At 65.1% G+C, this 26,858-nt stretch carries 27 protein-coding genes; 5 read left to right on the forward strand and 22 right to left on the reverse strand.

What is annotated here, in order from left to right; genetic code table 11:
- Positions 1 to 128 precede the first annotated feature (128 nt).
- Positions 129 to 956 carry a formate dehydrogenase accessory sulfurtransferase FdhD gene (fdhD, locus tag BZL41_RS15980; RefSeq protein WP_095600222.1) on the reverse strand — a complete coding sequence of 276 codons (828 nt, stop codon included), beginning with the start codon at positions 954 to 956 and terminating at the stop codon, positions 129 to 131.
- A 211-nt stretch (positions 957 to 1,167) separates the two neighbouring features.
- On the opposite strand from fdhD, the gene BZL41_RS15985 reads away from it, so the two are divergent.
- Positions 1,168 to 1,374 carry a DUF2795 domain-containing protein gene (locus tag BZL41_RS15985; RefSeq protein ID WP_084335833.1) on the forward strand — a complete coding sequence of 69 codons (207 nt, stop codon included), beginning with the start codon at positions 1,168 to 1,170 and terminating at the stop codon, positions 1,372 to 1,374.
- A 3-nt stretch (positions 1,375 to 1,377) separates the two neighbouring features.
- Here the strand turns inward: BZL41_RS15985 and BZL41_RS15990 are convergent, their stop codons facing one another.
- Both BZL41_RS15990 and yrfG read right to left on the reverse strand, forming a co-directional pair.
- Positions 1,378 to 2,277: a LysR family transcriptional regulator gene (locus BZL41_RS15990; protein ID WP_095600223.1), complete on the reverse strand. Its 900-nt coding sequence runs from the start codon at positions 2,275 to 2,277 to the stop codon at positions 1,378 to 1,380.
- A 45-nt stretch (positions 2,278 to 2,322) separates the two neighbouring features.
- Complete coding sequence (gene yrfG, locus BZL41_RS15995) at positions 2,323 to 2,994, reverse strand: GMP/IMP nucleotidase (RefSeq protein ID WP_095600224.1); 672 nt, start codon at positions 2,992 to 2,994, stop codon at positions 2,323 to 2,325.
- 137 nt (positions 2,995 to 3,131) lie between these two features.
- On the opposite strand from yrfG, the gene nudE reads away from it, so the two are divergent.
- From nudE to BZL41_RS16010, 3 genes are read left to right on the forward strand one after another with little or no spacing between them, the layout of a single operon-like run.
- Positions 3,132 to 3,698: an ADP compounds hydrolase NudE gene (nudE, locus tag BZL41_RS16000; protein ID WP_095600225.1), complete on the forward strand. Its 567-nt coding sequence runs from the start codon at positions 3,132 to 3,134 to the stop codon at positions 3,696 to 3,698.
- Positions 3,695 to 4,516 (forward strand): 3'(2'),5'-bisphosphate nucleotidase CysQ, encoded by an 822-nt coding sequence (cysQ, locus tag BZL41_RS16005; RefSeq protein WP_095600226.1) that lies wholly within the window; start codon positions 3,695 to 3,697, stop codon positions 4,514 to 4,516. Before nudE ends, cysQ begins: the two co-directional genes overlap by 4 nt.
- Positions 4,517 to 4,542: 26 nt before the next feature.
- A complete protein-coding gene (locus BZL41_RS16010; RefSeq protein WP_095600227.1) occupies positions 4,543 to 5,424 on the forward strand; it encodes a LysR substrate-binding domain-containing protein in 882 nt (293 codons plus the stop codon).
- 33 nt (positions 5,425 to 5,457) lie between these two features.
- Here the strand turns inward: BZL41_RS16010 and BZL41_RS16015 are convergent, their stop codons facing one another.
- From BZL41_RS16015 to arcD, 7 genes are all read right to left on the reverse strand, one after another.
- Positions 5,458 to 6,345: a dihydrodipicolinate synthase family protein gene (locus BZL41_RS16015; protein WP_095600228.1), complete on the reverse strand. Its 888-nt coding sequence runs from the start codon at positions 6,343 to 6,345 to the stop codon at positions 5,458 to 5,460.
- 28 nt (positions 6,346 to 6,373) lie between these two features.
- A complete protein-coding gene (locus BZL41_RS16020) occupies positions 6,374 to 7,156 on the reverse strand; it encodes an aldolase (protein WP_095600229.1) in 783 nt (260 codons plus the stop codon).
- Between the two features lie 239 nt (positions 7,157 to 7,395).
- Entirely contained in the window at positions 7,396 to 9,303 is a 1,908-nt protein-coding gene (locus tag BZL41_RS16025) for a beta-ketoacyl synthase (RefSeq protein WP_095600230.1), read from the reverse strand.
- 446 nt (positions 9,304 to 9,749) lie between these two features.
- Positions 9,750 to 10,679: a carbamate kinase gene (arcC, locus tag BZL41_RS16030; RefSeq protein ID WP_095600231.1), complete on the reverse strand. Its 930-nt coding sequence runs from the start codon at positions 10,677 to 10,679 to the stop codon at positions 9,750 to 9,752.
- A gap of 73 nt (positions 10,680 to 10,752) precedes the next feature.
- Complete coding sequence (locus BZL41_RS16035) at positions 10,753 to 11,763, reverse strand: ornithine carbamoyltransferase (protein ID WP_095600232.1); 1,011 nt, start codon at positions 11,761 to 11,763, stop codon at positions 10,753 to 10,755.
- A 103-nt stretch (positions 11,764 to 11,866) separates the two neighbouring features.
- Positions 11,867 to 13,123 (reverse strand): arginine deiminase, encoded by a 1,257-nt coding sequence (arcA, locus tag BZL41_RS16040; protein ID WP_095600233.1) that lies wholly within the window; start codon positions 13,121 to 13,123, stop codon positions 11,867 to 11,869.
- Between the two features lie 102 nt (positions 13,124 to 13,225).
- Positions 13,226 to 14,653 carry an arginine-ornithine antiporter gene (gene arcD / locus BZL41_RS16045; protein WP_095600234.1) on the reverse strand — a complete coding sequence of 476 codons (1,428 nt, stop codon included), beginning with the start codon at positions 14,651 to 14,653 and terminating at the stop codon, positions 13,226 to 13,228.
- 353 nt (positions 14,654 to 15,006) lie between these two features.
- On the opposite strand from arcD, the gene BZL41_RS16055 reads away from it, so the two are divergent.
- Positions 15,007 to 15,369: a DUF5064 family protein gene (locus BZL41_RS16055; RefSeq protein WP_095600236.1), complete on the forward strand. Its 363-nt coding sequence runs from the start codon at positions 15,007 to 15,009 to the stop codon at positions 15,367 to 15,369.
- 72 nt (positions 15,370 to 15,441) lie between these two features.
- Here BZL41_RS16055 and dctM read toward each other — a convergent pair whose 3' ends face one another.
- The 12 genes from dctM to BZL41_RS16115 form a co-directional block, all read right to left on the reverse strand.
- On the reverse strand, positions 15,442 to 16,725 hold the full coding sequence (gene dctM / locus BZL41_RS16060) for a C4-dicarboxylate TRAP transporter large permease protein DctM (protein WP_095600237.1): 1,284 nt from the start codon (positions 16,723 to 16,725) through the stop codon (positions 15,442 to 15,444).
- Positions 16,725 to 17,354, reverse strand: a complete 630-nt coding sequence (locus tag BZL41_RS16065; RefSeq protein WP_095600238.1) for a TRAP transporter small permease — start codon at positions 17,352 to 17,354, stop codon at positions 16,725 to 16,727. Before BZL41_RS16065 ends, dctM begins: the two co-directional genes overlap by 1 nt.
- A gap of 150 nt (positions 17,355 to 17,504) precedes the next feature.
- Entirely contained in the window at positions 17,505 to 18,497 is a 993-nt protein-coding gene (gene dctP / locus BZL41_RS16070) for a C4-dicarboxylate TRAP substrate-binding protein DctP (protein ID WP_095600239.1), read from the reverse strand.
- A 259-nt stretch (positions 18,498 to 18,756) separates the two neighbouring features.
- Positions 18,757 to 20,139 (reverse strand): sigma-54 dependent transcriptional regulator, encoded by a 1,383-nt coding sequence (locus tag BZL41_RS16075; protein ID WP_095600240.1) that lies wholly within the window; start codon positions 20,137 to 20,139, stop codon positions 18,757 to 18,759.
- Complete coding sequence (locus BZL41_RS16080; protein ID WP_095600241.1) at positions 20,136 to 21,950, reverse strand: ATP-binding protein; 1,815 nt, start codon at positions 21,948 to 21,950, stop codon at positions 20,136 to 20,138. Before BZL41_RS16080 ends, BZL41_RS16075 begins: the two co-directional genes overlap by 4 nt.
- A gap of 77 nt (positions 21,951 to 22,027) precedes the next feature.
- On the reverse strand, positions 22,028 to 22,282 hold the full coding sequence (locus BZL41_RS16085; protein WP_084335815.1) for a hypothetical protein: 255 nt from the start codon (positions 22,280 to 22,282) through the stop codon (positions 22,028 to 22,030).
- Between the two features lie 65 nt (positions 22,283 to 22,347).
- Positions 22,348 to 22,671 (reverse strand): DUF3392 domain-containing protein, encoded by a 324-nt coding sequence (locus tag BZL41_RS16090; RefSeq protein WP_095600242.1) that lies wholly within the window; start codon positions 22,669 to 22,671, stop codon positions 22,348 to 22,350.
- A gap of 17 nt (positions 22,672 to 22,688) precedes the next feature.
- Positions 22,689 to 23,903, reverse strand: coding sequence for a radical SAM family heme chaperone HemW (gene hemW / locus BZL41_RS16095; RefSeq protein ID WP_095600243.1), 1,215 nt, complete (start codon positions 23,901 to 23,903; stop codon positions 22,689 to 22,691).
- The gene (gene rdgB / locus BZL41_RS16100; protein ID WP_095600244.1) at positions 23,900 to 24,493 is read right to left on the reverse strand and encodes an RdgB/HAM1 family non-canonical purine NTP pyrophosphatase; all 594 of its coding nucleotides are present in this window, start codon (positions 24,491 to 24,493) and stop codon (positions 23,900 to 23,902) included. The genes hemW and rdgB overlap by 4 nt, the downstream gene beginning before the upstream one ends.
- Positions 24,490 to 24,909 carry a DUF4426 domain-containing protein gene (locus tag BZL41_RS16105; RefSeq protein ID WP_095600245.1) on the reverse strand — a complete coding sequence of 140 codons (420 nt, stop codon included), beginning with the start codon at positions 24,907 to 24,909 and terminating at the stop codon, positions 24,490 to 24,492. The genes rdgB and BZL41_RS16105 overlap by 4 nt, the downstream gene beginning before the upstream one ends.
- A 28-nt stretch (positions 24,910 to 24,937) precedes the next feature.
- The gene (gene metW, locus BZL41_RS16110; protein ID WP_095600246.1) at positions 24,938 to 25,558 is read right to left on the reverse strand and encodes a methionine biosynthesis protein MetW; all 621 of its coding nucleotides are present in this window, start codon (positions 25,556 to 25,558) and stop codon (positions 24,938 to 24,940) included.
- Between the two features lie 4 nt (positions 25,559 to 25,562).
- The gene (locus BZL41_RS16115) at positions 25,563 to 26,702 is read right to left on the reverse strand and encodes a homoserine O-acetyltransferase (RefSeq protein ID WP_095600247.1); all 1,140 of its coding nucleotides are present in this window, start codon (positions 26,700 to 26,702) and stop codon (positions 25,563 to 25,565) included.
- Positions 26,703 to 26,858 lie beyond the last annotated feature (156 nt).

Genomic DNA, 26,858 nt, shown 5'->3' on the forward strand with positions numbered 1-26,858 from the left:
CTCTCACCTCTCACCTCTCACCTCTCACCTCTCACCTCTCACCTCTCACCTCTCACACATGCGACGAGCGCTAAGGCATCGTTCGCTTGCGGGAGGTGTGCGGGTTCAGGAAGTTCTCGGGCAGGAAATTACGCCGGGCTGTAGACCCGTGGTGCGCTGTGGTGGGGCATGTGGATCAGGTTCAGGTTGTGCCGCTGCGCCCACTGCACGGCGAGGCCGGTGGGGGCAGAGAGGCTGACCAGGGTCTGGATGCCGGCGCGCAGGACCTTGTGGATCAGTTCCAGGCTGCAGCGACTGGTGACGATGGCCAGCCCGCCGCCCGTGGCGATGCCTTGCCGCGCCAGGGCGCCGATCAGCTTGTCCAGGGCATTGTGGCGGCCGATGTCTTCGCGGCCGAGGCGGATTTCGCCATGGTCGTCCATGAACAGTGCCGCATGCACCGCGCCGCAATGCTGGCCGAGGGGTTGGAAGGCCTCGATGCGCGAGCGCAGGTCCTCGAGCCATTCGACCGGAGGCAAGGGGGCCAGTGGCAGGCTGGGCAGGCTGGGCAGTGCCTGGTCCAGCGCTTCGACGCCGCAGAGTCCGCAACCGCTGGTGCCGGCCAGGGCACGGCGCTGCTGCTTGAGACGCCAGAAGGCGCGGTTGGCGATCTGCACCTGGGCCTGGCGGGCTTCGCCGAGGCCGCTCAGGTGCAGGTCATAAATATCGTCGATGGTGTCGACCAGGCCATTGCCGAGGCAGAAGCCGACGACGAAATCTTCCAGATCGGTGGGGGAAACCAGCATCACCGCCTGGCTGATGCCATTGCAGGCGATGGCCAGCGCGACTTCCTCGGCCAGCTCTACCGGCGTGTCGCCGCTGGCGTCGAGGGACTGGTAACGGTAGGCGCGACTGGCGTGGGCCGGCTGTTCGCCAGCCGCTGCCAGCGGCGGGCGGGCGGGACGCTGGGCATTCATGGGCAAGGCTCGGTTCGTTCTTTCCTCGCAGCCTAAGCCTCCGCTGGGCAGACGTCTAATCGGTTGCGCCGATACGGCGATAGATCAGGTCGATGAGCCCGGACGCGCCGCCCGTGGCACTGGTCCGGAGAAGCACCGTTGCGCTCGAACTTGCGGTCGCGATCGCCCTCTAGTTTCAGGCATGACCACTCGATAACTCGGAGGTGAAATCATGACCAGAGGTCTAGGCGGCTCGTCCCCGGCAAACGTATCCCAATACCTGAAAGGCGTCGGCTTCCCCGCGACCAAGCAGCGCCTGCTGGAACAGGCCGAGCGCAACGGTGCCCAGGACGAGGTACTGAACGTGCTGCGCAAGATGCCGGAAGCGCAGTACGACGACATGGCGGGCGTCATGAAGGGCTTCGGCCAGGTGGAATGATGCTCAGCCTTCTGCGGTGCCCTTGCCGAGCCGTTCGCGGCACAGGTCGAAGCAAGCCTCCGCCAGTGCCGAGCGAGGGGCGCCGCGGCGCATGATCAAACCCAGCGGCGCCAGGGTGTGGGCGTTTTCGATGGGCTGCAGGCGCAAGTGGTCTGTGAGCCCGGACAAGCCGTCGCCGAGCGGCATGATGGCGCAGCAGAAACCGCTGTGCACCGCCTGCAGCAACTGGTGCACGGCATCGGTTTCCAGCAGCGGATTCGGTTTCAGGCTGCGCGAGCGGAAGGCATGGTCGATGGACTGGCGGAAATGCATGCCGCTGGACAGCAGCCCGAGCGGCAGCGTCACCAGGGTTTCCCAGCTCAGCGGCAGGTCGTCGAAACGGAAGTGGCGCTGGTCGTAGAGCAATCCCATTTCGGTATCCATCAACGGCAGGCAGTCGAATACCTCGGCGTCGAGGTGGTCCAGGTAGGACACGCCGAGGTCTATGCGATTGCTCGCCAGTTGTTCGAGGACCTGCTCCGACGTCAGCGCCGCCAGCACGAAGCGCAGGTTCGGATGGCGCCGGTGCAGGCGTTGCAGCAATGGCAGCGGATCGAAGCTGGACAGCGGCACCACGCCCAGGCGCAGGGTGCCGACCAGATTGCCCCGGCAGGCCGCCGCCTCGGCCTGCAAACCGTCATAGGCGGCCATCACGCTGCGGGCCCAGGCCAGCACCCGCTCGCCCGGCTCGGTGAAACCTTCGAAACGCTGGCCGCGGCGCACCAACGGCACGCCCAGTTCCTCTTCCAGATTGCGCAGGCGCATGGACAGGGTCGGCTGGGTGATGTGGCAGCGCTCCGCGGCCTGGCCGAAATGCCGGGTCTCGTCCAGGGCGATCAGGAACTTGAGCTGTTTGATGTCCATGGGCGGAGCTTCCCGCTTCGTGTGCCGGGCCGCAAGGGGGCACACCTACGGGCGTTCCAGTTCCTCCACCAGCGTGCGGTAGTCCTCGACGGCGGCGAATTCCTCGGTGTCCTTGGGCCCCTTGCGGCTGTCCGGCTGGCGCACCGCGAGCAGATGGGCGACGCCGAAGCGCCGGGCGCTGCGCAGGATCGGCAGGCTGTCGTCGATGAACAGGCTGCGCGACGGGTCGAACGGGAAGTCCTGCTGCAGGGCGAACCAGAACTGCTGGTCCTCCTTGGGGAAGCCGTAGTCGTGGGAGCTGATCAGGCGATCGAACCAGGGGGCCAGCTCGACCTTTTCCAGCTTCAGCGACAGCGAGTCGCGGTGCGCATTGGTGATCAGCACCACGCGCTTGCCGGCCTGGCGCAGGGCGGCGAGGAAGCGGTCGGCATCCGGACGCAGGGCGATCAGGTGTGCCACCTCGCGCTTGAGATCGCGCACCGACAGCTTCAGCTCGGCGCTCCAGAAATCCAGGCAGTACCAGGTCAGCTTGCCGGCGTGCGCCTCGAACAGTGGCATCAGTTCCAGCTCGGCCATGGCCCGGCTGATGCCGTGGTGCTCGGCGTAGCGCTGCGGCAGGTGTTCCAACCAGAAATGATTGTCGAAATGCAGGTCGAGCAGGGTGCCGTCCATGTCGAGCAGGACGGTGTCGATGTCGCGCCAGTTCAATGGGTTCATGCAGTTTTCTTCTGTGGCGACGGAATCGCTGGGGATCGCGTCGCGATTCGCCCGAAAGGCGTCGCCTGGACGCAATCTCCGGCGGGGATAATCGGAAAAGCCGGGGTATGATACCCCGCAAGAAGAAGGAGATGCCCATGCGACAGAAACCCACCGTCCTCGCTCGCGAGATCGTCGCGAGCAGCCGCCTGTTCCGCGTCGAAGAGCTTCAGTTGCGTTTCGCCAACGGCGTCGAACGCACCTACGAGCGGCTGGTGGGCAAGGGCGTGGGCTATGGCGCGGTGATGATCGTGGCGCTGGCTGACGCCGAGCATGTGCTGCTGGTGGAGGAATACTGCGCCGGCACCGACGATTACCAACTGTCATTGCCCAAGGGACTGATCGAGCCGGGCGAAGACGTGCTGGCAGCGGCCAACCGCGAATTGAAGGAAGAGGCCGGTTTCGGCGCGCGGCAACTGGAGCATCTCACCGAACTGTCCCTGTCCCCCGGTTACATGAGCCAGAAGATCCAGGTCGTGCTGGCTCGTGACCTCTACCCGGAAACCCTGCCCGGCGACGAGCCGGAGCCGTTGCGGCTGGACAAGGTCAACCTGCGTGAACTGTCGAGTCTGGTGCAGCACCCGCAGTTCAGCGAGGGCCGCGCCCTGGCCGCGCTCTATCTGGCGCGCGACCTGCTGACCCAGCGCGGGGAGCTGCAACTATGAGCCAGGCGCTGCTGCCCGCCGTGATCGAGCTGGTCCGCGCCGCCGGCCAGGCCATCCTGCCGCACTGGCGCAGCGGCGTGACCGTCACCGAGAAGGCCGACGCCTCGCCGGTCACCGTGGCCGACATGGCTGCCCACGACCTGCTGGTGGCCGGGCTCCAGGCCCTGGCGCCGGACATCCCGGTGCTGTCCGAGGAAGACTCCGAAATCCCGCTGCCGCAGCGTGCCGCCTGGACCCGCTGGTGGCTGGTGGACCCGCTGGACGGCACCAAGGAATTCATCGCCGGCACCGAAGAGTTCACCGTCAACGTGGCGCTGATCGAACGAGGTCGGGTGCTGTTCGGCGTGGTTGGCATTCCTGCCAGCGGTCGCTGCTACTACGGCGGCGCCGGGCTGGGTGCCTGGCGCGCCGGGGCCGGTGGCGCGCCGCAGCCGATTTCGGTGCGCATCGCGCCGCCGGAAGCCTTCACCGTGGTGGCCAGCCGGCGCCATTCCAGTCCGGCTCAGGAGCGCCTGTTGGCCGGCCTTGGCGAGCGTTTCGGCGACCTGCAACTGGCCAATGTCGGCAGCTCGCTGAAATTCTGCCTGCTGGCCGAAGGCGAAGCCGATTGCTATCCGCGCCTGGCACCCACCTCGCAGTGGGACACCGCGGCCGCCCAGGGCGTGTTGGAGGGTGCTGGCGGCGAGGTGCTCGACCTGCACGGCGAGCCGCTGACCTACGAGGCTCGCGAGACCTACCTGAACCCCTCGTTCCTGGCCTTGCCGGTCGCCGCCGAGTGGCGTGCCGAGTTGATCCAGCTCGCCCGCGCACTGGACTGACGGAGCGCCCGCCGGAAGGACCCGACTTGGATTTCCGCCAACTCAAATACTTCGTCGCGCTCTACGAGGAAACCCACGTCGGGCGCGCGGCAGAGCGCCTGTGCATTTCCCAACCGGCGCTGTCGCAGCAGATCCGCCAGTTGGAAGGCGAGCTGGACGTGCCGCTGTTCCATCGGCACAACAAGCGCCTGTCGCCGACCCTCGCCGCGCATACCCTCTACCAGCACGCCGTGCCGTTGCTGGACGGGCTGGGCCGCGCGCACGACGCCATGCACGCTTACCGAGGCCAGCCGCCGAAGGTGCTGGCCATCGGTGTGCTGCAGACGGTGAACGCCTCGCTGATCCCGCCGCTGCTGGAAAAGCTCCGGGAGCGCCAGCCCTACCTGAAGGTACAGGTCTACGAACTGTCCGGCGGCGAGATCGAGCGGCGCCTGCTGGCGGGCAGCCTGGACATCGGCATTAGCTTCCTGCCACCCCGGCACGCGGGATTGCACGGCATGCCGGTCTACGAGGACGAGCTGAACCTGGTGGTGGCCGAGGATCACCCGCTCAAGGACTTCCGCAAGGTATCGGTGGCACAGGCCGCCGAGCAGCCGATGATGCTCCTGGGCGAAGAATTCCGTACCCGGCAAATCTGGGAGGAACAATTGGCGCGCATCGGCCGGCAGCCCCAGGTACAGATGGAGCTGAACCAGATGAACGGGATTCTCGACAGCCTCGGCCGGGCCCGCCTGGCCACTGTGTTGCCGGGGCGTGCGCAGGCGTTGCGTACCGGCCAGGGCCTGCTGTGGAAACCGCTGAGCGATCCGCGCGTGGTGCTCAAGGTGGGCTTGGTGTTCCGCGATGCGCAACGGCAGAAGCCGATGCTGGAGCTGATCGACGCCGTGCTCGCCGATCTGGAAGGATGAGACACGCCCCGCTGAACGGGGCGTGTCGGACTGTCAGCGCAGCGTATCGAGGATCGCGGCCAGCCGCTCGGTTTCAGCCTCGTCCAACGCCTCCAGCGGCAAGCGTGGGACGCCGGCGTCGATGCCGCAGAGCGTGAGACCGGCCTTGATGGTAGTCGGCAGCCCGCCCTTGAGGATGAATTGCAGCAGCGGCAACTGCCGGTAGAACAGGTCTCGGGCTTGCTGAAGGTCGCCTGCCAGGGCCGCCTCGTAGAGCCGCAGGTTCAAGGCCGGAATGAGATTGGGCGCCGCGGTGCACCAGCCCACTGCGCCGGCGGCGAAGGCTTCCAGGGCCAGCGGGTTGCTGCCGTTGTACATCGGGATGCGCCGGTCGGAGAGCTGCGCCAGGCGGTGCATGCGCTGGATGTCGCCGGTGCTCTCCTTGACCATGGTGACGTTGTCCACTTCCCGCACGATCCGCGCGATCAGCTCCGGCGCCATGTCCACGCCGCTGGTGGCCGGGTTGTTGTAGAGCATGATCGGGATATCGATGGCCTGGGCGATGCGACTGTAGTGCCGGTAGATCTCGCGTTCGGAGAGCTTCCAGTAGGAGACCGGCAGCACCATCACCGCGTCGGCGCCGTGCGCCTGGGCGAAGCGGGCACGGCGGATGGCGTTCTGCGTGGTCAGGTCGGAGATACCGACGATCACCGGGACCCGGCGATTCACCTGGCTCAGCGAGCGCTCGGCTACTTCGTCCCATTCCTTGTCGTTCAGGTAGGCGCTCTCGCCGGTGCTGCCCAGTGGGGCGATGGCGTGGCAGCCGCTGTCGATCAGGCGGTCGATGAGCAGGCCTAGGGTGTCGCCGTCGATGCGTTCGCCGCAGGCCGAGAAGGGCGTGACGGGGTAGGCAATGATGCCTTTGAGGTTCAGTTCTTTCATGAAAAGGATTCCTTATGAATTCGGGCGGTCAGGCCAGGCAGTCCGGGTGCTGTTTCAGCGTCCGGCGGGCGTAGTAGGCGAAGGCCGCCTGGTGGCGCTTGGGCGCGGAGACCCAGTCGTGGGCTTCGCGGGCCAGCGCTTCGGGAATGGGCTTGAGGGCACCGGCGGACATGGCCAGCAGTTGCAGCCGTGCGGCGCGTTCGATCAGCACCGCCAGTACGCAGGCTTCCTCGATGCTGCGCCCGGCCACCAGTTGACCGTGGTGGGCGAGCAGTACCGCACGCTTGTCGCCGAGGGCTTCGGAGATGATCCGGCCCTCTTCGTTACCCACCGGCACGCCCGGCCATTCCGGGAGGAAGGCGCAGTCCTCGAACAGCGGGCTGGTGTCCATGTGCGAGATCGCCAGCGGCACCTCCAGCATCGACAGCGCCGAGACGTGCAGCGGGTGGGTGTGGATGATGCAGTTCACGTCCGGGCGGGCGCGGTAGACCCAGCTGTGGAAGCGGTTGGCCGGATTGGGCATGCCGTCGCCGTCGAGGACATTCAGGTCCTCGTCCACCAGCAGCAGATTTTCCGCGCCGATTTCGTCGAAGCCCAGCCCGAGTCGCTGGGTGTAGTAGGTGCCGGGTTTCTCCGCGCGGGTGGTGATCTGCCCCGCCAGACCGGAGTCGTGGCCGGCGTCGTGCAGGATGCGGCAGGTCAGCGCCAGTTTCTGCCGGACGCTCCAGGCGGTTTCCGGCAGGGCGTCGCGCATTTGCCGATGGGCCTGGGCCATCAGCTCGGGTTTGCTCATTTCGAATGTCGTGGACATGGGGCATCGCCTCTCGTGTCTGAACGCATCGGCCCGCCCCGGTAGCGGGCCGATCGGAATGGCCGGGGCGACGGTCGCCGCCTCGGCCGGAGTGCTCGAGCGCGATCAGATTAAAGAGAGGGGGCAGGCGGGGGCTATTTCGATTTGGCTGTGCTTTCCATAAGCGTTGCTTATGAATTCAGGCGCGCGGAAGAAAACGCGGACGGCGAGCCCTTGGACGGGCCCGCGCGGAAGGGCGATCAGTCCAGCATGTCGAGGAAGCGTGCGTCCTTCGGGTATTCCAGCGGCTGGGCGAAGCCGGGTACTTCGATGCGGCTGTCGCTGATACGGATATCGCGGTCGTCGATCAGGTCCTGGCCGAAGTTGTAGATGATGTCGAATTGGCCCTTGAGCGCCTGCTCCTCGTAGCGGAGGGCATTGGCGCGGGTCTGTTCGCGGCGCTCGCGGTAGGCGGCGAAGGCGGCGTCGCCGTGGCGCTTGCGCAGCATGCGTTCGACCACCTGGGGTGCCAGCACATAGCCGCTGGCGTTGTTGCCGCCGAAGCCCTTGGAGTTGATGAAGCAGACGTCCAGGGCGTTGTCGCCCAGCTTCAGGTCCTGGGTGACGATGCGCAGGTGCTGCTGGTGCACGTCATGGGCCACGCCGTCGATGGTCTTGATGCCGGGGACGATGCCGTACTTGAACGAGCCCAGGGCGGAGATCAACTGGTCGCCGCTGGCTGGAGCCAGGGAGTGGCCGACGAACGCCTTCACTGCGGTGACCGGCCAGCTTTCGATGCCGAAGGCGGCGGCGACGCGGTCCAGCAGTTCTGATTCGGTGACGCGGTTGGCCGGGGTACTGGAGCCGTGGGCGTGGATGAAGCTGCGCCGGCGCACGGCATCGATGCCCACCAGTTGGGCGGCGCCGGCCACGGCCTTGGCCATGGTCAGGTAGTTGCCGGGGCCGGGGGCGGAGATGGATTTCTTGAAGCCGTCGGCGTTGATGAACACATCCGGCACGGCGCCATGGATATCCGCACCCAGCTCCAGGGCCAGTTCGTCGTCCATCAGCACCACGTATTGGGCCGACTCGGCCAGGGTGAAGCCGCAGTTCTCGCCGAACGGCCGGCTGGCGCGGCGGAAGTCCACGTCGTCGCGGCCTTCGATCAGGCGCAGGCCTTCTTCGGTGGCCAGGGCGCCCATGGCGCCGTAGCCGTCGATGCATTCCAGGGTGATGGGGGCTTCGCTATTACCGACGATGACCACCCGGGCGCGGCCCGAGGTGATGCAGTCAACGCCCTTCTGCAAGTTGTAGAGGAAGGTGGCACAGGCGCCGGTGACGCTGCCGGTAGTGCCGACGCTGCCCAGTACGTAGGCGTTGATGAAGTCGGCGGGCATGGTGTTGAGGCCCAGCGGCAACTGCTTGGCGGTCACCCGGCCGCCCTTGAGGCGCGATTGCATCAGGCCGCCGAAACCGTTCTCGTCCAATTGGCTCATGATGCTGCCGGCGAACACGGCGATCTCGTCCGGGGCGACGTGCTCGACGATGGTCTTCCAGTCGATGCCCACCGAACGCAGGGCGTCGGTGACGCCGACGATGGTCAGTTGCAGGCCGCGCGGGTGGAAGCGCGAGTTGTACAGCTCGCCGGGCTCGAAGCCGGAGGGCAGTTGCCCGGCGGACTTCACTGGCAGCGAACGGTAGCTCTCGACCTTGAACTCGCAACTGTCATGCAGGGTGACGCGGGCTTCGGTGGCGCTGATCGATTCCACCGACCAGTTGGCCGGGACCGGCTCGGGGAGCTGTTTGAGCGGGACGCAGAAGGTCAGCGGCGCGCCTTCCACGCCGGCGACGGTGATGTTCTTCTGCCAATAGGCAGCATCGACGTCGAGGTACTGCTTCTCGATGCGGCGGACCAGGGTGGAGTCGAGGATACGCTGTGCATGGCGGGCTTCGATATCAGCCGGAGTCAGCGTGGTGCCCGAGTCGTCGCGGTATTCGCCATCCACCGCCTTGACCAGCTTCATCATTACCGCGAGGCCGGCCAGGGTCTCCTGGCGTGCGCGTGGGGCCAGGCTGTCGATGACGGTGCGTCGGTATCCATGGTGGAAGGAGCTGCGGCCTGCGGCGTTATAACCCCCGAAACCAACGATCACAGGTAGACGAGACATGACTCGGAAACTCCTCACGCAAGAAGGTCGACGCGGGCCGCGGGGGCCTCTGGACTTGTCGATAGAGTGTGATTTACCCGTGATCGACGGGCGATGGAAGCCCGGCCGCAGGTAGGGATGCTTATGCTGACGTGTTCGATGACTATCGAGTCACGATTTCGACCAAGGTATGAGTCGGAAAGGCCCTACGCCCGATAGGTGTTTGCCATGGGGCAAGATCGTGCGGTGGGCGGATTCGCGCATGGGTGAGTACCACACCGAGCCCGTTTTCGTAGGAGCCAGCTCTGCTGGCGAAGCCTTCGTGCGGCCCTTTCGCGAGCAGGGCTCGCTCCTACAAAAGCAGTGCGAGCCATCTGACCATGAGCCTCCGTCGGGCGAATGAATTCGCCCCTACACGGGAGGATGCCATGCCCTTGTATAGGGGCGGATTTCTCCGCCCCTACGGTTCAGCGGTATCGGATACCCGTTTGCGCCGTGTTCACCCGTGTACCGGCTTCGCCCTGGACGATGGCCTGGATGTCGGCCAGCGAGCCGATCACCGCGACCTTGCCAGTGTGGCGGGCGAATTCGCAGGCGGCCTGAACCTTCGGGCCCATGGAGCCGGCGGCGAAGCCGAGGCGTTCCAGTTCGTCCGGGTGAGCCTGGGCGATGGCTTTCTGCGTTGGCTTGCCCCAGTCGATGTAGGCGGCGTCGACGTCGGTGGCGATCACCAGCAGGTCGGCGTCCAACTGCTCGGCCAGCAGCGCGGAGCAGAGGTCCTTGTCGATCACCGCCTCGATACCGTGCAGCTTGCGGTTCTCGTCGTAGATGGTGGGTATGCCGCCACCACCAGCGCAGATCACCACCGAGCCTTTCTCTAGCAGCCACTGGATCGGGCGAATCTCGAAGATCCGCTTCGGTCGCGGGCTCGGCACCACCCGGCGGAACTTGTCGCCGTCTGGCGCGATGCTCCAACCTTTCTCCCGGGCCAGGTGCTCGGCCTCTTCCTTGGCGTAGACCGGGCCGATGGGCTTGCTCGGTTTCTGAAAGGCCGGGTCGCCGGCGTCCACCTCGACCTGGGTAAGAATGGTGGCGAACGGCACCTCGAACGGCAGCAGGTTGCCCAGCTCCTGTTCGATCATGTAACCGATCATGCCTTCGGTTTCGGCGCCGAGCACATCCAGCGGGTAGGCGCCGACCTCGGTGTAGGCGGCACCCTGGAGCGCCAGCAGGCCCACCTGGGGGCCGTTGCCGTGGGCGATCACCAGTTCGTTGCCCGGTGCCACCTTGGCGATCTGTTCGCAGGCGATGCGAACGTTTTCGCGTTGATTCTCCGCCGTCATGGCCTCGCCACGACGGAGTAGGGCGTTGCCGCCCAGAGCGATGACTAGTCGCATGGGGCCTCCTTTGGAGATGAGGAGAGAGGTGTGAGGTGAGTCGCCACGCCTCACCCCTCGCTCCTCACGCTCTTCAAATCTCACTCAATGTGGAAACCAGAATGGCCTTGATGGTGTGCATGCGGTTTTCCGCCTGCTCGAAGGCGATGCAGGCCGGGGATTCGAAGACGTCCTCGGTCACTTCGATACCGTTGGCCAGATTCGGGTATTGCTCGGCGATCTGCTTGCCCACCTTGGTTTCCGCGTTGTGGAACGCCGGCAGGCAGTGCATGAATTTCACGCGAGGATTGCCGGAGGCTTTCATCAGTGCGGCATTGACCTGATAGGGCAACAACAGGCGGATGCGTTCGCCCCAGGCTTCCACCGGCTCGCCCATGGAGACCCAGACGTCGGTATGGATGAAATCGACGCCTTTCACCGCGGCCTGTGCGTCCTCGGTAAGGGTGAGGCGGGCGCCGGAAGCTTCGGCGAAGCGCTTGCAGGCGGCGATGTGCTCTTCGTTCGGCCACAACTCCTTGGGTGCGGCGATCCGTACGTCCATGCCGAGCTTGGCGCCGATCAGCAGCAGGGAGTTGCCCATGTTGTTGCGTGCGTCGCCCAGGTAGGCATAGCTGATCTCGTGCAGCGGCTTGTCGCTGTATTCACGCATGGTGAGCACGTCGGCGATCATCTGGGTCGGGTGGTACTCGTCGGTCAGGCCGTTGTAGACCGGCACGCCGGCGTACTTGGCCAGTTCCTCGACGATTTCCTGCTTGAAACCCCGGTATTCGATGGCGTCGTACATGCGACCGAGCACCCGGGCGGTGTCCTTCATGCTCTCCTTGTGACCGATCTGCGAGGAATTCGGATCGATGTAGGTGACGTTGGCGCCCTGGTCGTAGGCCGCCACCTCGAAGGCGCAGCGGGTACGGGTCGAGGTTTTCTCGAAGATCAGCGCGATGTTCTTGCCTTTCAGGTGCTGCTGCTCGGTGCCGGTGTACTTGGCGCGCTTGAGGTCGCGGGACAGGTCGAGCAGGTAGCGCAGCTCGCGTTCGCTGTGGTGCATCAGGCTCAGCAGGCTGCGGTTGTGGATGTTGAAGGCCATGGTCTTTCTCCTCGTGGGGAAGGTGTCGATCCGTCAGGACAGCTCGTGGCTGGCGGACGGCGCGGCGGAGGGATGGACCGCCGCACCGGGTTCGGGTGGTTTCTCAGTAATCGATCGGGTCGCGGATGATCGGGCAGGTCATGCAATGGCCGCCGCCACGTCCCCGGCCTAGTTCGCTGGCGCTGATGGTGATCACCTCCACCCCGGCCTTGCGCAGCAGAGTGTTGGTGTAGGTGTTGCGGTCGTAGCCGATCACCACGCCGGGCTCCAGGGCCACCACGTTATTGCCGTCGTCCCATTGCTCGCGCTCGGCTTCGTAGCTGTCCCCGCCGGTCTGCACCACGCGCAAGGCGGGCAGGTTGAGTGCTTCGGCGACCACCTCGAGGAAGCCCTTCTCCTCGCGGCGCACGTCGATACCGCCCGGTTTGCTTTCGTCCGGGCGCAGGCTGAACGGCACGATGCCTCGCACCACCTCGGGGAAGATGGTGACCAGGTCGCGGTCGCAGAAACTGAACACGGTATCCAGGTGCATGGCGGCACGAGACTTCGGCAGCCCGGCAACGATCACCCGCTCCACCGCGCGGTGCTTGAACAGCGATTGCGCCAGTTGGCCGATGGCCTGGCGGGAGGTGCGTTCGCCCATGCCGATCAGTACCACGCCGTTACCGATGGGCATCACGTCGCCGCCTTCGAGAGTGGCCATGCCGTGGTCGACGTCCGGGTCCCCGTACCAGACCTGGAAGTCGGCGTTGGCGAAGTCCGGATGGAATTTGTAGATGGCGCTGGCCAGCAGGGTTTCCTGGCGGCGCGCCGGCCAGTACATCGGGTTCAGTGTCACCCCGCCGTAGATCCAGCAGGTGGTGTCGCGGGTGAACTGGGTGTTCGGCAGCGGCGGCAGCACGAAACTGGAGTGCCCCAGGTAGTCGCGGAACATCTTGACGATCTCGCCGCCGTGGCTCTCCGGAAGATCGGCCCCGGAGACGCCGCCGATGAGAAATTCGGCCAGCTTGCGCGGCTCCAGCTCTTCCAGCCAGGCGCGGGTCTCATTGACCAGGCCGAGACCGACCTGGTTCGGTGTGATCTTGCGGTCGAGAATCCATTTCAGGGCCTCGGGATTCTTCACCGTCTCGGTGAGCAGGTTGTGCATTTCCACCACCTCGACGCCGCGTTCGCGCATCTTGGTGACGAAGTCGAAATGGTCGCGCTTGGCCTGGTTCACCCAGATCACATCGTCGAACAGCAGCTCGTCGCAGTTGCTCGGGGTCAGTCGCAGGTGGGCCAGGCCGGGCGAGCAGACCATCACCTTGCGTAGCTTGCCGACTTCCGAATGGACGCCGAGTTTGAGGGATTCAGTGGACATGGTGGATCTCCTTCGCATGTCTGCCGCCGGTCGGGGCTCGTGGCGCCGACGGCGCGGGGAAGGGGCCCGGCGCTGCGGATGACGCAGGCGGGCCCGGGTGGGTCAAAGACTGAGGAAGCCGTCGTACAGGCCGTAGGCGGCGATCAGCGCGCCGATCACCACGGCGGCGAAGATCAGCTTCTCGATCGGGGTGAACACCGGCTGGCCGAGTTCGCGCTTGGCCTTGGCGAAGAACAGCGCGCCGGGGGCATAGAGCAATGCCGAGAGCAGCAGGTACTGCACGCCGCCGGCATAGACCAGCCAGACGCTATAGAGCAGGGCGATCAGGGCGATCGCCAGGTCCTTGTTGCGTTCGACGGGCGCGTTCTCGTAGGTCTCGCCGCGCCAGCTCAGCAGCACGGCGTAGGCGGCGGACCAGAAGTACGGCACCAGGATCATCGAGGTGGCCAGGTACAGCAGGCTCAGGTAGGTGGATTCATTGAACAGCGTGAGGATCAGGAACAACTGGATCAGGCCGTTGGAGAGCCACAGCGCGTTCACCGGGACATGCCGGGCGTTTTCCTTCTTCAGGAAGTTCGGCATGGTGTGGTCGCGGGCGCCGGCGAAGAGGATCTCGGCGCACAGCAGGGTCCAGGACAGCAGTGCCCCGGCCAGCGAGACTACCAGGCCGATGGCGATGAAGATCGCACCCCAGCGGCCGACCACATGTTCCAGCACGCCGGCCATGGACGGGTTCTTCAGCCCGGCCAGCTCCGGCTGGCTCATGATGCCCATGGACAGCACGTTGACCAGCACCAGCAGCAGGAGCACCCCGGCGAAGCCGATGACCGTGGCCTTGCCGACGTCGGTGCGCTTCTCGGCGCGGGCGGAGAACACGCTGGCGCCCTCGATGCCGATGAACACCCAGACGGTGACCAGCATCATGTTGCGCACCTGGTCCATCACGCTGCCCAGTTCGACGTTGCCGCTGCCCCAGAAGTCCGCCGTGAACACATCCAGGCGGAAGGCGATGGCGGCGATGACGATGAACAGCACCAGCGGCACGATCTTCGCCACCGTGGTGACCAGGTTGATGAACGCCGCCTCCTTGATGCCGCGCAGAACCAGGAAATGCACGCCCCACAATACCAGCGAGGCGCAGACGATGGCGGCGACCGTATTGCCTTCGCCGAAGGCCGGAACGAAGTAGCCGAGGGTGCTGAATAGCAGGACGAAGTAGCTGACGTTGCCGATCCAGGCGCTGATCCAGTAACCCCAGGCCGAGGAGAAGCCCATGTAGTCGCCGAAACCGGCTTTGGCGTAGGCGTAGACGCCCGCGTCCAGTTCCGGCTTGCGGTTGGCCAGGGTCTGGAAGACGAAGGCCAGGGTCAGCATCCCCACCGCGGTGATGGCCCAGCCGATCAGTACCGCGCCCGCACCGGCGCTAGCCGCCATGTTCTGCGGCAGGGAAAAGATCCCGCCACCGATCATCGAGCCGACCACCAGCGCGATCAGCGCTCCCAGCTTCAGTTTTTGAGTGGCTTGCGACATGACAGACCTCCTGTCAATGAACGATTCCTCGTTATTAAGCGCAGCCGAATAAGTAGAAGTTCTGACTTGAATCAATGGTCAGGTTATGGGGGCGGAATATTCTGGTGTCCTGGAAAATTGGCGGAGTTATGAGTTTTTGGAGATAGCTGGAGGCCCCATGGACCAAGGGGTTCATGGCGTTGAGCCGTTATTTTTCTTGTGTGGTTCGAGAACTTCTCACAAGCGCCAAGTTGAGTTTGGCGGACTCTCGAAGTTTCAGTTTTTATTCAGGTTTTTTGCATTCTCAATAATTAATGCGATTGCCAAAAAGCGATCTTTCGCTGACATCAGGTTGTAACTGAGGCGGGCTGGCGATGTTCAAACCGGGCCATGTGGAAATCGAGCGCGTCGCCATTGGGCGTCAGCCGGGTTACCGGCTGAACCTGGACTATGCCGTGAGCCGGCGCGACAACGGCACCTACGTTCATTTCGATCTGGATGGCGAGGTGGGCGGCCGTCCGGTACACGACAGCTTCGAGCTGCACCGCGACGTCGCCTACAACTTCCTCCACGTGGCGGCGGACTGCCTGCGTCGGCGGGGCATCCCGCTGCCGGGACAGGCCATGCTGTTCGGCGCGCACAAGGACTACGACCGCCTCTTCGCCGACCTGCGCCGGCAACTGGACGTCCATTCCGGCGAGCCGATCGACTTGGAGCGGTTTCTCCGGGAGAGCTAGCTGCGACGATTCTCGCGGGCAAAAAAAGCCCGGCGCGAGGCCGGGCAGAAGTGCAACACACAACGATTCGGATCAGTTCATTCCCAGCCAGTTCGGCAGGGCCATGGACACGGCCGGGATGTAGGTGACGATCATCAGGAAGCTGATCAGCAGCATCAGCCACGGCAACGCGGCGCGAATGGTGGCCGACAGCGGCATGCCGGTGACCGCCGAGGTGACGAACAGGTTCAGGCCCACTGGCGGGGTGATCAGGCCGATCTCCATGTTCACCACCATGATCACGCCGAGGTGGATCGGGTCGATGCCCAGCTCCATGGCGATGGGGAAGAATATCGGCGCGAGGATCAGGATGATTGCCGAGGGCTCCATGAAGTTGCCCGCGATCAGCAGCACGATGTTGACGATCAGCAGGAACATCCACGGCGACAGGCCGAGGCTGGTGACCCAGGCGGCGATGGTCTGGGGAATCTGCTCGGTGGTCAGCACGTGGGCGAAGAGCATGGCGTTGGCGATGATGAACATCAGCATGATGGTCAGCTTGCCGGACTCCAGCAGCACCTTCGGGCACTCGCTGATACGCATGTCCTTGTACACGAAGAGCGCGACGAAGCCGGCGTAGACCGCCGCTACGGCCGCGGCTTCGGTGGGGGTGAACATGCCCGAGTAGATACCGCCGAGGATGATCACCATCAGCAGCAGACCCCAGATGGCACGGCGCGCGGAACTCAGCCATTCGCGCAGGGAGGCGCGCGGCATGGCCGGCAGTTTCTTCACCCGGGCGACGATGTAGATCGCCACCATCAGGATCAGGCCCAGCAGCAGGCCCGGCACCACGCCGGCCATGAACAGCTTGCCCACCGAGGTTTCGGTGGCGGCGGCATAGACCACCATGACGATCGACGGCGGGATGAGGATGCCCAGGGTCCCGGCGTTACACACGATGCCGGCGCCGAACGCCTGCGGATAGCCGGAGCGGACCATGCCGGCGATGGCGATGGAGCCCACCGCGGCGACGGTGGCCGGCGAGGAGCCGGATAGCGCGGCGAACAGCATGCAGGCGAGTACCGCGGCGATCGCCAGGCCGCCACGGATGTGGCCGACGCAGGCGTTGGCGAAGTCGATCAGCCGGCGGGCCACGCCACCGGTGGTCATGAAGGCGCCGGAGAGCAGGAAGAACGGGATCGCCAGCAGGGTGTAGTGCTCGGAGGTCTCGAACAGCTTGATCGCCAGCGAGCGTACCGAGTCGGGGCTGAAGAACAGGATGGTCAGCGCGCCGGACAGGCCGAGGGATACGGCGATCGGTACGCCGATGAACATCAGCAGGAACAGCAGCAGGAAGAGGAACAGGATGGTCATTACTTCTGCTCCTCGTGTTCGGTAAGTTTGAGCACGTCGTGGGCCTCATCGGCCAGGCCGAGGCCGGTCTGGCGGTTCTGCAGGATGCGGACGAAGATTTCGGCGAAGCGCAGCAGGATCATGGTGAAGCCGAAGGGCACGATCAGGCCGATGTGCCACTGCTTGATGCCGAAATGGTCGAGGTCTTCGGCACCGATGCCGGCGGTGTACAGGACGCGTACCCAGTCGTAGCTGCCGACGGTGATGAGCGCCGCGTAGATCAGGCAGGCCAGGCAAGCGGCGATGCCGAGCAGGCGCTGCACGGGTCGTGGGGTCAGCTTGACCAGGATGTCCACGCCGAGGTGGCCGGCGGTACGCACGCCGTAGGCGATGCCGAAGAACAACAGCCAGGCGAACAGCGCCTTGGTCAGGGCATTGCTCCAAGTCATGCCCTGGGCCAGGTCGAGAGTGGCGTCGCCGATGGCCGAGAAGAATTCGCTGCCGCCCTCCCAGAGGTCGGCGATGTTGTAGAACAGGGTGTAGAGGTTGTTCAGCACCACGTAGACGAAAGTCACGAGCGTCATGGCGGCCAGCAGAAAGGCAATGAAGCCTTCCTCGAAGCGCGCCCAGATACGCAGCAGGGTACTCATGGGGCAGCATCTCCCGAAGGGCGGGGTTGAGCAGGTGTAAGACGGGGCGGGTGAATCCCGCCCTGTCCCCGGCACACTGGCCGGCCGGTCACGCTACCGTCCGGGGCAGCGCGGGTGGCCGGGCCGCTGGCGCGGCCGGCCCCCTCTGGCTTATTGCTTGTTGGCGGCTTCCGCGGCCTTGATCAGGTCGGCGCCGATCTCGCCTTCGAACTCTTTCCACACCGGCTTCATGGCGTCGCGCCACATGCCGCGCTGCTCCGGAGTGAGCTGGATGATTTCGCTGGTCTTGGCGTCGATGATGCGCTGCTTGTCGCCCTGGTTGAGGGCTTCGGCCTGCTTGTTCACCTCGACGGTCACTTCCGCGACGATCTTCTCCAGTTCGCTGCGCACGTCAGCCGGCAGACCGTCCCAGAACTTGGTGTTGGTGATCAGCATGTAGTCCAGTACGCCGTGGTCGGACTCGGTGATGAACTTCTGCACTTCGTGCATCTTCTGCGAGTAAATATTCGACCAGGGGTTCTCGGCGCCGTTGACCACGCCGGTCTGCAGGCCCTGGTACACCTCGGCGAAGCTCATCTTGCGCGGGTTGGCGCGGACGGCCTTGAACTGCTCTTCCAGCACCTTGGACGCCTGTACGCGGAACTTCAGGCCGCGGGCATCTTTCGGCTCGCGCAGGGCCTTGTTGGCGGACAGTTGCTTCATGCCGTTGTGCCAGTAGGCCAGGCCGGTGATGCCCTTGTCTTCCATGGAGGTCAGCAGGGACTTGCCTTCGGGGCTGTTCTGGAAGCGGTCGACCGCCTGGATGTTATCGAACAGGAAGGGCAGGTCGAAAATCTGCAGTTTCTTGGTGTACTGCTCGAACTTGGCCAGGGACGGGGCGATGATCTGCACGTCGCCGAGCAGCAGCGCTTCCATTTCCTTGCCGTCGCCGAACAACTGGGAGTTCGGGTAGACCTCGACTTTCACCTTGCCGGCCAGACGCTCTTCGGCGAGCTGCTTGAACAGCAGGGCACCCTGGCCTTTCGGGGTGTGCTCGGCGACCACGTGGGAGAACTTGATGACGATCGGATCGGCAGCCTGGGCCAGGCCGGCGATGCCCAGTGACAGGGCGCATACGAGCGCCTTGGCAGTCGTTTTGAACATGCGAGTGCTTCCTTTTGTTGTGATTGTCTGACACAGCCCGGTAGGACGCGTCGTCAACAGCGATCGAACAGGGTCAAGTCTAGGCGGCGCTACGCAGTGCGTTACGCGAAAGATAGGCGGCAGCTTCGACTTGTGCTTGTTTGCTCGCTTGGCCCTGCAATAGAGCAAGCCGCATGCCAGTCGCCGGAGAGGGTCGAAAGCCCCGGTTCACGGGGCTTCGGAGGAGAATGGCAGGAAGGTGATGGCGGAAAGCCGCCAGCTAGTCGAATTCTTCTGGCGAGCTTCCGCCAGCGTCGAAATGCAGGCCGTGCTTGCGCAGTTTGTCGTGCAGGGTCTTGCGCGGAATGCCCAAGGCTTCGGCGAGGCTGCGCAGCGAACCGTGCGGCCGGGCCAGCTCGGCGGCGATCAGCGCACGCTCGAACGCCTCCACCTGTTCGCTGAGCCCGCCGCTCACCGCCGGCAGGCTCGGCGCGTGATTATCCAGCGCCAGTTCCAGGCCGAGGGCGAAGCGTTCGGCGGCGTTCTGCAGTTCGCGCACGTTGCCGGGCCAGGCATGCCGCAGGAGCAGGGCCCGCTGTGCCGGCTGCAGTTCCCGGAGCGGCAGGCCGTGGCGCGCCCGTGCGGCTTCGGCGAAATGCTGGAACAGCAGCAGGGCATCCTCGCCGCGTTCGCGCAGCGGCGGGATGCGCAGCGGCGCGACGTTGAGCCGGTAGTACAGGTCGGCACGGAAGCGTCCCTGGTCCGCCGCCTGGCGCAGGTCCTCCTTGGTTGCCGCGACGATGCGGATATCCAGGGGAATCAGCTGGTTGCCACCGAGGCGCTCGACTACACGCTCCTGCAATAGGCGCAGGAGTTTGACCTGGACGTCCAGGCTCATGCTCTCGATTTCGTCAAGAAACAGCGTTCCGCCGTTGGCGAATTCGAACTTGCCGATGCGCCGCTTCTGCGCACCGGTGAAGGCGCCAGGCTCATGGCCGAAGAGTTCGCTTTCCACCACCGATTCGGCCAGCGCCCCGGCGTTGATGGCAACGAAGGGGCCGTCGCGGCGGCTGGAGAGATCATGCAGGGCGCGCGCCACGACTTCCTTGCCGGCTCCGGTCTCGCCGAGGATCAGCACGTCGGCGCTGGTGCCGGCGAGTGCGCCGATCTGCTGGCGGAGCTGCTGCATTGCCGGCGACTGACCGACCAGGCGGGCGGAGAGTTCCTGCCGGTCGGAGAGGGCCAGGCGCAGGCTGCGGTTGTCCAGCACCAGCCGGCGCCGGTCGAGGGCGCGGCGCACGCTGTCGAGCAGGTGCTCGCTGGCGAAGGGCTTTTCCAGGAAGTCGTAGGCACCGGCGCGCATGGCCTGTACCGCCAGCGGCACGTCGCCATGACCGGTGATCAGCAGCACCGGCAGTTCGGGGTCCTGGCGATGCAGATGTTCGAGCAGTTGCAGCCCGTCGATGCCGGGCATGCGGATATCGCTGACCACCACGCCCGGCCAGCCGCTGGGGATGCGCTCGGCAACGCCCTGGGCGTCTGCCAGGGTCACGACTTTGAGGCCGGCCAGGTCGAGGGTCTGGCTCAAGGCCTGGCGCAGGTGCGGGTCGTCGTCGATCAGCAAGACCTGGGTGCGGCTGTCGAGGGCGATGTCCGTACTCATGCAGAAAGATCCTCGGAGGGCTGGAGATTGACGCCGGGTACGCCGGCACGCAGGCGCAGGGTCAGCAGGGCGCCGCCGTCGGGGTGGTTGCCGAGCAGCAGCTCGCCGCCGATGGCGCGCATCAGGCTATCGCAAATGGCCAGGCCGAGGCCAAGGCCCTGGGCGCTGGTCTTGGTGGTGAAGAAAGGCTCGCGGGCGCGTTGCAAGGCTTCGGTGGAGAAGCCGGGACCGTTGTCGCGCAATTGCAGGGCGATGCCGTCGTCGTTCTGCTCGACGCTGAGCCATATGCGCCGTGGCGGGGCCTTTTCGGCAAGGGCGTCGAGGGCGTTGGCGAGGAGATTGCCGAGCACCTGGCGCAAGCGGGTTTCCCCAGCCTGGACCCAGAGCGTGGCGTCCGGGATGTCGCGGATCAGCTCGACATCCAGGGCCCGACGGCGCTTGGCCAGGAGCGCCAGGGCATCCTCCAGCGCCGGTTGCAGGGCGATGCTTTCCGGGGCGTGGCGGTCGCGGCGGGCGAAGGCGCGCAGGTGGGCGATGATCGAGGCCATGCGTTCGGTCAGTTCGCTGATCAGGCGCAGGTTGCCGCGGGCGTCGTCGGTGCGCCCGTGATCGAGCAGCACGCCGGCGTTTTCGGCATAGCTGCGAATCGCCGCCAGCGGCTGGTTGAGTTCGTGGCTGATACTCGCCGACATGGTGCCGAGGGCGGAGAGCTTGCCGGCCTGGACCAGTTCGTCCTGAGCGCGTACCAGTTCCTGCTGCGCCTGCTCGCGTTCCAGCACCTCCTGTTTGAGGCGACTGTTCAGCGCTTCCAGGTCGCGGGTGCGTTCGAGCACGCGGATTTCCAGCTCGCGGCGGGCACGGGTGTCGAGGGCGATGCGTTCCAGATAGTGGCGGCGGCGCTGCATCAGCAGGCCGACCAGCAGGACCAGCACCAGCAGCGTCGCTCCGCCGATGGCGACCACGTTGCGCACCGGTCGCTCGATCAGGCTGGTGGGGGCGAGGATGCTGACCGTCCAGCCGGTTTCCTCCAGCTCTCGGCTCTGGATCAGCCAGCCCTTGTCGTCCAGGTCCAGAGCCTTGGGTGCCAGGGTCGGATAGGGCTGGTTGGCGGCCACTTCGTTACGCTCGCGCTCATCCAGCGGGCGGGTGGCGCGGAACCGCCATTCCGGGCGCGAAGTGAGGATCACCACGCCATTGGCATCGGTCACCAGCAGTTGTTCGGGGGTATGGCCCCAGAGGTTTTCGGTATGGTCGAGGTCGACCTTGACCACCAGGGCGCCGAGCACCTGCTCGCCGTCGCGGACTGCCGCCGCGAAGTAGTAGCCGCGCTTGCCCGAGGTGGTGCCGAGGCCGAAGAAGCGCCCGAGGCGCCCGGCGATGGCCTCGCGGAAATAGGGGCGGAAGGCGAAGTTGCGGCCGACGAAGCTGTCCTCGTGGTCCCAGTTCGACGCGCCCAAGGTCTTGCCGCGGTTGTCCATCAGATAAATGACGTCGGCACCGGTCTGGCCGCGCACGCGCTTGAGCAGACGGTTCGCGGCGTTCAGCGTGGCCGGGTCGTCTGGCTGGAGCAGGGCGCTGCGTAGGGCGGGGAGGTCGCCGAGAATCTGCGGCAGCACTTCGTAGCGGCGTAGGGTGCCGAGCAGGTTGGCGACATAGAGGTCCAGGGTCTGGCTGTTCTGCTGGATCAGTTCGTCGCTGTAATAACGCTCGGCGAGGTGCTGCAGCGGCCAGAGCAGCGGCGCCAGCAACAGGGTCAGCAGGGCGAGGCTGCGCCAGCGTGGGCGCTGCGAATGGGTCAAGGCTCTACTCATGGAAATCTGGCCCGATGGACAGGCGCATTATGCCTGTTCGGCGCCAGCCGCGGCGCGCCGATTCCCTGGTGGAGCCGTCAGACAATCAACTGAGCGCCGAGAATGGTCGCGTCCGGCAACACAGGTGGCGCCGGGCTGATCTGCAGGTATTTGATGCTTTCCCTGGGAATCAGCATCAGATCGCCGTCCACGGCGATGCTGAGAAATGGCGACTCCAGTTGCCGGCTCAGGCCGCGGGCGATTTCCACCGGGTCGCTGGCGGTGCCGGGAAAGCGCAGGGCCAGTCGCTGCCCATCGTGGAAATACAGGTACAGGTGCTTGATCGGCTTCATGGCGCATTTCCTCCGCGAGGGCTGACCCGAAGCCGTGTGCGCCGGTATTGGCGGCCGGATGGGAGTCAGCTGCGATCGGCGATCACACCGATCAGGAAGAAGACTAGTAGCAGGACCGGCGCCAGGGTGTAGTTATTGAAGTAGCCCAACCCCTTGGCCAGCCAGGGGGTGAGGAAGATCAGCAGCATGCCGTAGGCCAGCGCGCAGAACAGCACGAAGATCAAGGTGCGGAAAATGAAGTTGAGGCTGCCGATGCGCTGCTGCATCCAGGCGTTCAGGCCGGGGCCGAACAGCACCATCAGGGTGGCGAGGATGGCCAGGGAAATGTCGTGAAGATGGCCGCGGCTCCAGCGCGACAGGGTGGCGATCAGGTCCAGTAGCAGATCCATGCGGCGTCCTTAGGCGGTCAGGGCAGAAAGAGTTGAAGGAGATCGTTGAGGAACAGTTGGCCGTCGCGGGTAGCGGTCAGCCGTGAAGGATCAGTCTGGAGCAGACCGCGGGCCTCGGCATCGCGGCGGGCCTTGTCCAGTTCGGCCAGCGGCAGACCGGTGCGCTGGGTGAAGAGCGCTGCGGGAACGCCCTCGGTGAGGCGCAGGACGTTCATCAGGAATTCGAACGGCAATTCGTCGCGTTCGAGCAGGCGTTCGCCGGCCTGGAACGGTTTCTCCGGGTTGAGGTAGTCCTTCGGCAGCCGGGTTTTCCAGGTGCGCTGGATGCGGCCGTGTGGGTCGCTCAGCTTGGCATGGGCGCCAGCGCCGATGCCGAGGAAGTCGCCGAAGGTCCAGTAGTTCAGGTTGTGCCGGGCGCGCCGGCCGTCCCAGGCATAGGCGGAGACTTCGTACTGGGCGTAGCCCTCGGCGGTCAGCAGCGCCTGCCCGGCTTCCTGGATGTCCCAGAGGATGTCGTCCTCGGGCAATTGGGGCGGCTGGCTCCAGAACAGGGTATTCGGCTCCAGGGTCAACTGGTACCAGGACAGGTGGGTGGGCGCCAAGGCGATGGCCTGGCGCAGGTCGGCCAGGGCTTCGTCCAGGCTCTGGCCGGGCAGGCCGTGCATGAGATCCAGGTTGAAGTTGTCGAAGCCGGCCTGGCGCGCCATGTCCGCCGCGCGGATCGCTTCGCCGCCGTCATGGATGCGGCCGAGCGCTTTCAGCTTGTCTTCCTGGAAGCTCTGGATGCCAATGGACAACCGGTTGATACCCAACGCCCGGTAGTCGCGGAACTTGGCCTGCTCGAAGGTGCCCGGGTTGGCCTCCAGGGTAATTTCGATATTGTTTTCGAAGGCCACCCGCCGCTCGACGCCTGCCAGCAATCGGCCCAGCGCTTTCGCGGAAAACAGGCTGGGTGTGCCGCCGCCGAAGAAGATCGAGGTCAGCCGACGGCCGTGAACATGCGACAGATCGGCATCGAGGTCGGCGAGCAGGGCATCGACATAGGCCTCTTCCGGCAACTCGGGGCCGGCGGCGTGGGAATTGAAGTCGCAATAGGGACACTTCCGCACGCACCAGGGAATATGCACGTACAACGCCAGAGGCGGCAGTTCAAAGCCGCAAGCCGCAAGCTGCAAGCGCTCGGAGTTGCTTTCCTTTGCGGCTTGAGGCTTGCCGTCTGCCGCTGGGGTCATAACCCCAACCGCTGGCGCAACTGCGCCATGGCGCGGGCGCGGTGGCTCAGCTGGTTCTTCGTGCCGGAATCCAGCTCGGCGCTGGAGCAATTGCGTTCGGGGACCCAGAACAGCGGGTCGTAGCCGAAGCCGTTGCTGCCGCGCGCTTCGTGCAGGATGGATCCATGCCAGAGCCCTTCGCAGAGGATCGGAAGCGGGTCCTCGGCGTGCCGGAGCAGCGCCAGGGCGCAGACGAACTGGGCGCCGCGCTCGGCATCCGGGATATCTCTCAGCGCTTCCAGCAGCTTGGCGTTGTTCGCTGCATCGCCGGCTCCGTCGGCATAGCGTGCCGAGTAGATGCCCGGCGCGCCGCCGAGGGCGTCCACCGCCAGGCCGGAGTCGTCGGCCAGCGCGGGCAGGCCGGAAATCCTGGCCGCGTGGCGGGCCTTGAGGATGGCGTTCTCGACGAAGGAGAGGCCGGTTTCTTCTGGCTCCACGTCGCTGAATTCACCAACGGAGCGCACGCGCACGGCATCGCCGAGCATGGCCTGCAGCTCCTTGAGTTTGCCGGCGTTATGACTGGCCAGCACCAGTTCCTTGAAGGGCATCATTCGTCTGGAAACACTTCCTGATTGAAGCTGAACGTGTGCGGCTGCCCACCGGCGCTCTGCACGTTTAGCGTAAAGCTGAGCATTTCGCGGGAGCCGAGCGGGAATTGCGCGAGGTAGTAGATGGCCTCGCCTTCGGCGACTTGCTTGAAGCTCAGTGGCGTGACCTGGCCGAGCAGGTTCTTCACCTGGCCGCTGACCTGGGCGGCGCTGGCCTTGCCGGCCTTGAGCACGGCAACGTTTAGTACGCCCTGGCTCTTGCTGCGGGTCAGGCCGGCAGCAGCGGCGATATCGGGCTGGAGGAAGCTGGAGTTGAAGGCACTGTAATGGACGTCCAGGTCACCGAAGCTCTGCTTGCGTTCGGCAAAGGCCGGCACGGCGAAGCAGAGGGCGAGGAGCAAGAGGGCGATGCGACGCATGGGAGTTCTCCTTGAGGCGGCCGGCGGCTCAGATGGCCATCTGCAGATCCGACGCGGCAGGGCCGCTGACGCGGTAGATGCCGATCTCACCTAATAGATTAGGCCATAGCCGGCTGGCCCAGTTATGCCGGTGTTCGCGGTCCACCGCGAGATGGTCGAGTACCTTGACGCGCATTTCCCGGCACAGCCGCTCGAAGTCCTCGAAGGTGCAGAAGTGGATGTTGGGCGTGTTGTACCAGGTATACGGCAGGAATTCGGATACCGGCATCCGGCCCTTGCTCGCCAAGTACCAGCGGCAGCGCCAGTGGCCGAAGTTGGGGAAGGTGATGATGCACTGGCGACCGACGCGGAGCATTTCCGCCAGCACCTTGTCCGGGTAGCGCAGGGCTTGCAGCGATTGGGTCATCACCACCACGTCAAAGCTGTTGTCGGCGAAGTTGCCCAGGCCTTCGTCCAGATTCTGTTCGATGACGTTCACGCCCTTGGCGATGCACTCGGCGATGTTGTCCGCGTCGATCTCCAGGCCATAGCCGCTGACCTGCTTGTGATCGCGCAGCCAGGCCAGCAGTTCGCCCTTGCCGCAGCCGAGGTCGAGCACCCGGCTGCCGGTGGGAATCCAGTCTTGGATGATGTCCAGGTCGGCTCGCATAGGGTTACACCAGAATCCGGTTCATGTAGCCGCCGAACGCCTGCAGGTAGCGTGGGATCGGCATGAGGAAGGCGTCGTGGCCCTGCGGGGCGTCGATTTCCAGGTAGCAGACGTTCTTCCGCGCGGCGAGCAGGGCGTCGACGATTTCCCGCGAGCGCTGCGGGGAGAAGCGCCAGTCGGTGGTGAAGGACATCACGCAGAAATCGGCCTTGGCCGCGCTCAGCGTTTTGGCCAAGTCGCCGTCGTGGGCGGCGGCCGGATCGAAGTAGTCGAGGGCCTTGGTCATCAGCAGGTAGGTATTGGCGTCGAAGCGCCCGGAAAACTCCTCGCCTTGGTAGCGCAGGTAGCTTTCCACCTGGAATTCCACACTGTGGAAGTCGTAGTTGAGCTTGTCGCTCTTCAGCCCGCGGCCGAATTTCTCGCCCATGGCATCGTCGGACAGGTAGGTGATGTGTCCGACCATGCGCGCCAGCATCAGGCCACGCTTGGGGATCACGCCTTTCTCCTGGAAATGCCCGCCATGGAAATCCGGGTCGGACAAGATCGCCTGCCGCGCCACTTCGTTGAAGGCGATGTTCTGTGCCGACAGCTTGGGCGCCGAGGCAATGGCCAGGCAGTGCCGGACGCGCTCCGGGTAGCTGATGGTCCATTGCAACGCTTGCATGCCGCCGAGGCTGCCGCCAACCACTGCCGCCCATTGCTGGATGCCGAGGGCATCGGCCAGACGGGCCTGGCTGTGCACCCAGTCTTCCACGGTAACAACCGGGAAGTCGGCGCCATACGGCTTGCCGGTGGCGGGGTTGGTGCTTGACGGGCCGGTCGAGCCGTTGCAGCCGCCCAGGTTGTTCAGGCTGACAACGAAGAACTTGCGCGTGTCGATGGGCTTGCCTGGGCCGATGCAGCTATCCCACCAGCCCGGTTTGCGATCGTCGGGGCTGTGGTAACCGGCGGCATGGTGATGGCCGGACAGTGCGTGGCAGATCAGCACCGCATTGCTGTGTGTGGCGTTGAGTTCACCGTAGGTTTCGTAGACCAGTTCGTACTCGGCCAGGCTGCGTCCGCAGGCCAGTGCCAGCGGTTCGCTGAAACGGATCGACTGTGGAGTGACCAGTCCGACGGAATCTTCTGGAAAAGACGTGGGCATCGAACCCTGCTCTCGCTGAAAGGAGGCGCCAAAGTCTAATGGGAAGCGCGCGGCAATTCACCCTTAATCGAAGCGGGTTGTCCGGCGCGGTGGAAGAGGAAGGGGGGGCGGTTCCGCAAGGGGTGCGGAACCGCCGCATCAGGCCTGGTCGACGGC

The sequence above is a fragment of the Pseudomonas sp. PIC25 genome (genome assembly GCF_002286785.1).
Taxonomy (GTDB): domain Bacteria; phylum Pseudomonadota; class Gammaproteobacteria; order Pseudomonadales; family Pseudomonadaceae; genus Pseudomonas_M.